Here is a 7,823-nt window from a genome sequence, read left to right as displayed (position 1 = left end):
GCCACCTGTCGGCGGACGAGCGCGCGCGTCGGCTGGCAAGCGAGACGCCCGCCTGGCGGCTCGACGTGGCGGCCGCGCTGGCCCGCACTGGCCCGCTCGCATGGCACGACAGCAGCGCCGGCTGGCAGCAGGCCGCGCCGCAGGACGATATCGTGGTGGCGCGCCGCGATGTCGGCACCGCCTATGCGCTGGCCGTGGTGGTCGACGATGCCGCGCAGGGGGTGACCGACGTGGTGCGCGGCATGGACCTGTTCGCCGCCACCCACCCCCAGCGCCTGCTGCAGGCGCTGCTCGGGCTGCCGACGCCGCGCTATCACCACCACCGGCTGATCCTGGGCGCCGATGGCCGGCGGCTGGCCAAGCGCGATGCCGGCGAAACGCTGCGGCACTTGCGCAAAAATGGCACCAAAGCTGCCGAAATCCTTCACGAAGTCTTAAATTGACGACCACTCGGGCGTTGTGCCATTCGGGGATTCTGCGGTCCGCATTTCCGGCACCGCCGGTGCTGTGGGGATGTTGCGATGCGCTTCGGGGGAATGGTTGCCGCGTGTGCGGCGCTGATGCTGGCGGTGCCGGCGGCGGCACAGACCTATTTGATTTCATTGCAAGGCCAAGCATTCGCGCCACCGTCGGCGAATCCCATTGCCGAGGTGCAGGCTTTGGGCGGACTGACCGTGAACGCACTGTTCCAGGTGGATACAAGCGCTGCCACATTCCAGTCGCTCAACACCGTCGGCGGTGTGGGCCAGGCAGCTTTCTGGACCGGTTCGGTGCAGGCCGGCATCGTCACGATCGGTAATTCTGTCCTATTGCTGCGCAACGGCAATGATCTCGGCAACATTCTGCTCACCAACAACGTCAGCGCTCCATTCGGCCCCAACGCCCGGCAGGATCAGGCGAATATCACGTCCGTCGCCGGCCTTTCGCCAGCCGGTGCGGTGCGCACCTACGACATTTTTGGTCTGTCTCCGGACATTTACATGCAGAGCCTGTTCTTTGGCCGCACGGCGCCCGGCACGACAGACGTCCTGCCGCTGCTGATCACCGATGTTACCCAACGGCCCGATTTTCCCAGCCTGATGTTCTCGCCGTTCGGCAACCCGCTGTTTCTGGGGTTGAGCTTTCGGCAGGGTAATCCCACCACCTCAGCCCAGCAGCTGGCGTTGCCTGGTCAACAGCTTAACGTGGGAAACCTGATCATCAATGTGCAGGAAATTGGCGGCAGCGTGCCCGAACCGTCGAGCTGGGCGATGCTGATCGCCGGCTTCGGCCTGGTGGGGGCGGCTGCCCGCCGTCGCCGCGTGGTCGCCGCCGCCTGAGGACACCGGGGGGAGGGCCAACCGCCGCACCCCCGCGATTCCGGCTGGCCAGCGCGCCAAAGGGTGATAGACCCTTCGTCCATGCAATCGACGCTGGTCTTCTTCATGATCGCCTCAGCAGTGGCGACGCTCGCCGTGCTGGCGCGTGGCATCATCATCATGGCACGGGGTCAGGATGTGACCGGCGAGCAATCCAACCGCATGATGAGCCTGCGCGTCGCCCTGCAGGCGCTGGCCATCCTGTTCATTGTCATCCTGTTCCTGATCAACCGGCCGGGCTGAACCGGCAGCGGCCGCAATGGTCAAGTTGAACCGCATCTACACGCGCACCGGCGATGATGGCTCCACCGGGCTCGTCGATGGCAGCCGCGTCTCCAAGGCCAGCCACCGCCCGGTCGTGATGGGCAGCGTGGACGAAGCCAATGCCGCCATCGGCCTCGCCCGCCTTTCGGCCAGCCCCGCCACCGATGCCATCCTGTCGCGCATCCAGAACGACCTGTTCGATCTGGGCGCCGACATCGCGACGCCGCCCGGCATCGACGGCGCGCTGCGCATCATCCCCGCTCAGGTCGACTGGCTGGAGGCGCAGATCGACGCCGCCAACGAGAGCCTCGCGCCGCTCACCAGCTTCATCCTGCCGGCCGGCACGGCGGCGGCCACCCATCTTCACCTCGCCCGCACCATCGTGCGCCGCGCCGAGCGCGATGCCGTCGCCGCTGTGGACGCCGGAGAAGACATCAGCGTCGCCGCCCGGGCCTATCTCAACCGTCTGTCCGACCTGCTGTTCGTGCTGGCGCGGGTGGAAAATCCGGCCGGTGACGTGCTGTGGGTGCCCGGCGCCAGCCGTTGAGCGCGACTGGTTGACGTTAACGTCAACTTGGCCCTTGACCCTGTCGGCGGCATCGGCCAAGGCAGGACAACGCAACAATTGACCTTGGGAAAGGATGCCCATGAAGGTGCTTGTCCCCGTGAAGCGGGTGGTCGACTACAACGTGAAGGTGCGCGTGAAGTCGGACCAGACCGGCGTCGAGCTGGCCAACGTCAAGATGAGCATGAACCCCTTTGACGAGATCGCCGTGGAAGAGGCGATCCGCCTGAAGGAAAAGGGCATCGCCACCGAAGTGGTGGTCGTTTCCATCGGCGTGCAGCAGTGCACCGAAACGCTGCGCACCGCGCTCGCCATGGGCGCCGACCGCGGCATCCTGGTGCAGACGGATGTGCCCACCGAATCGCTCGCCGTCGCCAAGGTGCTGGCCGGCGTGGTGGGCGAGGAAGCCCCCGGCCTCGTCATCCTCGGCAAGCAGGCCATCGACGATGATGCCAACCAGACCGGCCAGATGCTCGCGGGCCTGCTGGGCTGGGCGCAGGGCACCTTCGCCTCCAAGGTCGATCCGCAGGGCGACACCGTGACGGTGACGCGCGAGATCGACGGCGGGCTGGAGACGGTGGCGCTGAAGCTGCCGGCGATCGTCACCACCGATCTTCGCCTCAACGAGCCGCGCTATGCCTCGCTGCCCAACATCATGAAGGCGAAATCGAAGCCGATCGCCAACAAGACCCCGGCGGATTATGGCGTCGACATGACGCCGCGCCTCACCACCGTGAAGGTGACCGAGCCGGCCAAGCGCCAGGCCGGCATCAAGGTGAAGAGCGTCGATGAGCTGGTCGCGAAGCTGAAGGAAATGGGAGCCGTCGCATGAGCGCGCTTGTTCTTGCCGAACATGACAATGCCGAACTGAAGGACGCCACGCTGGCGGCCGTCACCGCCGCGACCCAGTTGGGCGGCGACGTGCACATCCTCGTCGCCGGTGCCGGCTGCGGTGCAGTCGGCGCTGCTGCCGCGAAGATTGCCGGTGTCTCGAAGGTGCTGGTGGCCGATGATGCCGCCTATGGCGCCGCCCTGCCGGAGAATGTCGCCCCGCTCGTGGCCGGCCTGATGGCGGGTTACGACGCCTTCGTTGCGCCGGCGACCAGCCGCGGCAAGAACATCGCGCCGCGCGTCGCCGCCGCACTGGACGTGGCGCAGATCAGCGAGATCCTGTCGGTCGAAGGCCCGGACACGTTCACCCGCCCGATCTACGCCGGCAACGCCATCGCCACCGTGAAGTCGTCGGACGCCAAGAAGGTGATCACCGTGCGCGGCACCGCCTTCGCCAAGGCCGCAACCAGCGGCGGCAGCGCTGCGGTTGAAGCCGTCAGCGGCGCCGGTTCGGCCGGCACCTCCAGCTTCGTCGGCGCCGAGCTCACCAAGTCGGCCCGGCCTGAGCTCACCGCCGCCAAGATCATCGTGTCGGGCGGCCGCGCGCTGGGTTCGTCGGACAAGTTCCACGAATATATCGACCCGCTCGCCGACAAGCTGGGCGCCGCCGTCGGTGCCAGCCGCGCCGCCGTCGATGCCGGCTATGCGCCCAACGACTACCAGGTCGGCCAGACCGGCAAGATCGTCGCGCCGGAGCTGTACGTGGCGGTCGGTATCTCCGGCGCCATCCAGCACCTCGCCGGGATGAAGGATTCCAAGATCATCGTCGCCATCAACAAGGACGAGGAAGCCCCGATCTTCCAGGTCGCCGATGTTGGCCTGGTCGGCGATCTCTTCACTTTGGTGCCGGAGCTGACCGGCAAACTGTAAGGCGCCCTGCCATCACGAAAAGAGGCCCGCCGCTGGCACCAGCGGCGGGCCTTTTCGTTGTCGCGGAGCGGCCTGATTCTGGAGCGTCTCCGGGCTGGATGCCGCAACCGGTTGCGGGCAAGATGGCCAATGTGAGGGCAGCAGTGGCCGGGCAGGGCCGGCAGGAGGAGGCGGGCATGGAACCGGCCAGCGTTGCCAGGGCGCGGATCGCCATCGCCGGACTGTGGCTGGCGCTGCTGCCGCCTGCTGCCCAAGGCCAGCCAGCCGCCCCGCCCGTCCAGAAGGTCACTTTGCATCGCGATGCCATGGGCGTGCCGCACGTGTTTGCCGAAACCTCGGCCGGCGTGATGTTTGGCGCTGGCTATGCGCTGGCGCAGGATCGGTTGGCGGCGATGGAGTTGCAGCGGCGGGGGGCGGCGGGCCGGCGGGCGGAGATACTGGGCGCGTCGGCGCTGGCGGGTGACAGGACGGCGCGTGATCGCCGCCTGCCCGATGCCGAATTGATGCGCATGTATCACGCCATTCCGGCCGAACATCAGGCGATGATGCAGGCCTATGTGGATGGCATCAACCGGGCGGTAGCCGAGGTGCTGGCCGATCCTGACCGCAAGACTCCGCTGGAGTTCATCCGCTGGGGCATCCGGCCGACGCCGTGGACCCTCCTCGATTATCTTTCCTATGTCGCCTCGGTGCCAGGGGGGCGTGATGCCCACGAGATCGCCAACCTGGCGTTCCTCAACGCGATGATCAACCGCCATGGCGAACGAGTTGGCCGGCGCATCTTCAACGATGTCGTGCCAGTCTCTGATCCGGATTCGCCCACCGTCATCGCCCCGGGCGAGGATCGTGCGCCGGCGCGGCCGCGGCCAGTGGATCGTCCGGTGTCGCTGCTGGCGGGCGGGGTCGACCTGACCGCCTCGCCGGCACCGCCGCCGCCCGCCGAACCGCCCAAGGGTGCCAGCCGCTGCCTGGTGATCGGGCCGGACAAATCGGCCAGTGGCCGCGTGCTGATGCTGGAGGCGACCGCCGATGGCCCGGAAATCCACCTGCGTGGCGGCAGCTTCGATCAGGCCGGTTTCAGCTTCAACGCCTATGGCCCGCCCTTCATGGGCCGCGGCGTCCAGCATGGCTGGCTGCTCACCTCGGGCGTGGCGCAGGCCAATTCGGTGTTTGCCGAGAAGCTCAATCCGCGCAACCGCCATCAATACTGGTTCAAGGGCGCCTGGCGGGACATGGAGCACCGCACGGAGACCATCCTCGTGAAAGGCGCCGCCCCGGTGACGCACGAGGTGGCGCGCACCGTGCATGGCCCGGTGATCCAGTGGGACACGGCCAACAACGTAGCCTTTTCCCACAGCTTTGCCATGCGCGGCCGGGAAATCGACAACTGGGTCGGCATTGTCGAGATGGGGCGCGCCCGCAGCATCGAGGAATTCGAAGCCAAGGGCGTCAACCGCATGGGCTGGAACCTGGGCATCTGTTATGGCGGCGTCGATGGCCAGATTGCCTTCTGGGAAGCCGGCAATCTGCCCAAACTGCCGCCCGGTGTCGATCCGCGCCTCCCCATTCCCGGCACCGGCGATCATGAGTTGATGGGCTTCCTGGCGCCGGACGAGCAGCCGCATGTCCGCAATCCCAGACAGGGCTTTATCCATGCCTGGAACAGCAAGGCGACCAGCTGGAGCCCGGAGGGCACTGAGGCCCGCAACGGCGCCACTTTCCGCACCTGGGCAGGCACCCGGCTGGCCGCATCGGGCCGGGCGATCACCCTGCTCGACATGCGGGCCTATAATGAGACGATCTTCCACGCGCTGGGCGCCAGCGACCGCACGCAGACGCATCCGGACTTATTCGCGCCGTTCATTCGGGCGGCGATGGCGGCGAGCGATGATGCAGAGGTGCGTGAAGCGGGCGCGCTGATGCTGTCATTCAACGGGCTGTATGAGGACCGCGACGGCGATGAGCGGTATGACAATGCGGGCCTGACCCTGTTTCGCCAGTGGCTGACCGTGGCGCCGGCGATGATCTTTGGCGACAGCATCGGCGACTGGTGGAGCAAAGTCGATGAAGACCGCTACCTGCGCTATCAGACCAGCCTGTTGCTGCGCGCCTTTCAGGGCGAGACGGCTGGCGCGCCGCTCGCCTTCGACTGGTTCCATGGGCGGGATCGCACCCGGCTGCTCGCCGACACGATCAAGGCGACGGTGAACCAGTTGAGGGGCCAGTTTCCGGGCCATGCGATGGCCGAGTGGAAGCGACCGATCTTCTGGAAATATTATGATCCGGCAGCCCAGCGCCCTGATCGGCCAGCCCTGCCGGACGATCCCGATCCACCACGATTGTCGGCGGTGCTGAAGCTGGGGCCGGTGATGGCGCCGCACAATGGCGGCGAAGGCTGGGTGGGCCTGATGGAGATCGATCAGGCGCATCCAGCGCTCTATTCGGTGGTCGATGCCGGCGGGCAGAGCCTGTTCATCGATCCGGCCGGCAAGGGCAATCCGCACCTGACCGATCAGACAATGATGCACGAGGCCAATGAACTGAAGAAGATCGTGATGGCGCCCGACGATGTGCGGGCCACTGCGGTGTCGACCGAGGTACTGGATTATCGGCCCAGCCCCTGATCGGGGGCGCGGGCGGACAGGCCGCGGCCTATTTCTGGAAGGCCGCCGCGATCTCCAGCTTCACCTCGTCGCCGACGATAGGGACGGCGAAGCCGAGGCCGAAGTCGCTGCGCTTGATGCTGCCGGTGGCGCGGAAGCCGATATTCTCCTTGCCGCCCATCGCGGCCGGCGTCTTGCCGGCGCCATAGAAGGTCACGTCCAGCGTCACGGGGCGGGTGACGCCGTTGAAGGTGAAGTCGCCGGTCAGCTTCGCGGTCTGGCCGCTGGTCACCAGCTTGGTGGAGACGAAGCGGGCGTTGGCCGGGGTGGGGCCGAAGAAGTCGGGCTTGCCGCCATCCTTGCCGGGGCGCAGCAGATGCTGGGTCAGGCCGGCGCTCGCGGTGGTCACCTTGCCGACCGGGATGGTCACGTCCACGCGCGCCGCATTGGGCTGCTTGGGATCTATGGTGAGCGTGCCGGTCACGTCACCGAACATGCCCGTGTAGGGCGTGAAGCCGAGGTGATCGAGCGTCCACACCACCAGCGTGTGATCGGGATCGGCAGTGTAGACGCCGCCGCTGACCGCTGCCGGGTTGGGGCTGCCGGGAGGCGACTGCGCCACGGCGGCACTGGCCAGAATCGCGATCAGGGCCATCGATACCATGCGCATCGTCATTCTCCTTCAAGGGCGGCCATGCTGGGCCTGAGTGTGGCCCGCGATGTGTGCCAGCCTGCAGTCGAGGTCAAGCGGCCGGCGGACCTGCCCGCGCCAGGCTGCGGACAAAAAGAAAAGGGAGGCGGCCTTCGCCGCCTCCCTCTCTTCTTGGCGTTGCTGCCGCTTACTGCGGCTGGCAGGGTCCCGACGAGACCGGGGCCGGCGCACCACTGAAGGTGATTTCCACGCGCCGGTTCTGCGGCTCGCGGACACCATCGGCGGTATCGACCAGCGGACGGCCTTCACCGAAGGCTTCGGTGGCGATCGCATCACCGGGCACACCCTTGCCGGCCAGATAGGCCTTCACGGCGTCAGCGCGGCGCTGCGACAGCTTCACGTTGTAATCGTCCTTGCCCGACTTGTCGGCGTGGCCGGCCAGCGCGACGCTGGTCTGGCCGGTGGCAGCGAACTGCTCGGCCGCACGGTCAAGGATCGCGGCCGCTTCAGCCGTGATGTTCGACTTGTCCCAATCGAAGAAGACCAGGAACGGCCCCGGCGTCACGGCCGGCGGCGGGCACGGCGGCAACGGCGGCGGCGGGGGAGGCGGGGGAGGCGGC

Annotated in this window: 9 protein-coding genes; 7 read left to right on the top strand and 2 right to left on the bottom strand. The window is 67.2% G+C overall.

The window, feature by feature from the left end; genetic code table 11:
• The 7 genes from GJV64_RS08800 to GJV64_RS08770 all read left to right on the top strand — a co-directional run.
• Positions 1 to 443, top strand: a 443-nt coding sequence (locus GJV64_RS08800) for a glutamate--tRNA ligase family protein (RefSeq protein WP_235927668.1), incomplete at its 5' end; no start/stop codon positions are given.
• 117 nt (positions 444 to 560) lie between these two features.
• Positions 561 to 1,319, top strand: coding sequence for a PEPxxWA-CTERM sorting domain-containing protein (locus GJV64_RS15620; RefSeq protein WP_235927667.1), 759 nt, complete (start codon positions 561 to 563; stop codon positions 1,317 to 1,319).
• Between the two features lie 81 nt (positions 1,320 to 1,400).
• The gene (locus tag GJV64_RS08790) at positions 1,401 to 1,601 is read left to right on the top strand and encodes a twin transmembrane helix small protein (RefSeq protein ID WP_164156886.1); all 201 of its coding nucleotides are present in this window, start codon (positions 1,401 to 1,403) and stop codon (positions 1,599 to 1,601) included.
• Between the two features lie 16 nt (positions 1,602 to 1,617).
• Positions 1,618 to 2,169, top strand: coding sequence for a cob(I)yrinic acid a,c-diamide adenosyltransferase (locus tag GJV64_RS08785; RefSeq protein ID WP_164156885.1), 552 nt, complete (start codon positions 1,618 to 1,620; stop codon positions 2,167 to 2,169).
• A 100-nt stretch (positions 2,170 to 2,269) separates the two neighbouring features.
• Positions 2,270 to 3,019: an electron transfer flavoprotein subunit beta/FixA family protein gene (locus GJV64_RS08780; RefSeq protein ID WP_164156884.1), complete on the top strand. Its 750-nt coding sequence runs from the start codon at positions 2,270 to 2,272 to the stop codon at positions 3,017 to 3,019.
• Positions 3,016 to 3,948, top strand: a complete 933-nt coding sequence (locus tag GJV64_RS08775) for an electron transfer flavoprotein subunit alpha/FixB family protein (RefSeq protein ID WP_164156883.1) — start codon at positions 3,016 to 3,018, stop codon at positions 3,946 to 3,948. The genes GJV64_RS08780 and GJV64_RS08775 overlap by 4 nt, the downstream gene beginning before the upstream one ends.
• A 176-nt stretch (positions 3,949 to 4,124) precedes the next feature.
• Entirely contained in the window at positions 4,125 to 6,572 is a 2,448-nt protein-coding gene (locus tag GJV64_RS08770) for a penicillin acylase family protein (protein ID WP_164156882.1), read from the top strand.
• Positions 6,573 to 6,600: 28 nt separating this feature from the next.
• Here the strand turns inward: GJV64_RS08770 and GJV64_RS08765 are convergent, their stop codons facing one another.
• Positions 6,601 to 7,221 (bottom strand): YceI family protein, encoded by a 621-nt coding sequence (locus tag GJV64_RS08765; RefSeq protein WP_164156881.1) that lies wholly within the window; start codon positions 7,219 to 7,221, stop codon positions 6,601 to 6,603.
• Positions 7,222 to 7,390: 169 nt separating this feature from the next.
• The coding region (locus GJV64_RS08760) for an OmpA family protein (protein ID WP_164156880.1) at positions 7,391 to 7,823 on the bottom strand (433 nt) is incomplete at its 5' end.

This window comes from Sandarakinorhabdus rubra (genome assembly GCF_010994245.1).
In the GTDB taxonomy this organism is placed as follows: Bacteria; Pseudomonadota; Alphaproteobacteria; order Sphingomonadales; family Sphingomonadaceae; genus Sandarakinorhabdus; species Sandarakinorhabdus rubra.
This window is presented reverse-complemented; position numbering and strand designations above follow the sequence as displayed.

Coding starts and splice junctions, on each gene's coding strand:
- GJV64_RS08765 (WP_164156881.1), bottom strand. CDS start 7,221: ATGCGCATGGTATCGATGGCCCTGATCGCGATTCTGGCCAGTGCCGCC.
- GJV64_RS08790 (WP_164156886.1), top strand. CDS start 1,401: ATGCAATCGACGCTGGTCTTCTTCATGATCGCCTCAGCAGTGGCGACG.
- GJV64_RS08780 (WP_164156884.1), top strand. CDS start 2,270: ATGAAGGTGCTTGTCCCCGTGAAGCGGGTGGTCGACTACAACGTGAAG.
- GJV64_RS08770 (WP_164156882.1), top strand. CDS start 4,125: ATGGAACCGGCCAGCGTTGCCAGGGCGCGGATCGCCATCGCCGGACTG.
- GJV64_RS08785 (WP_164156885.1), top strand. CDS start 1,618: ATGGTCAAGTTGAACCGCATCTACACGCGCACCGGCGATGATGGCTCC.
- GJV64_RS15620 (WP_235927667.1), top strand. CDS start 561: ATGCTGGCGGTGCCGGCGGCGGCACAGACCTATTTGATTTCATTGCAA.
- GJV64_RS08775 (WP_164156883.1), top strand. CDS start 3,016: ATGAGCGCGCTTGTTCTTGCCGAACATGACAATGCCGAACTGAAGGAC.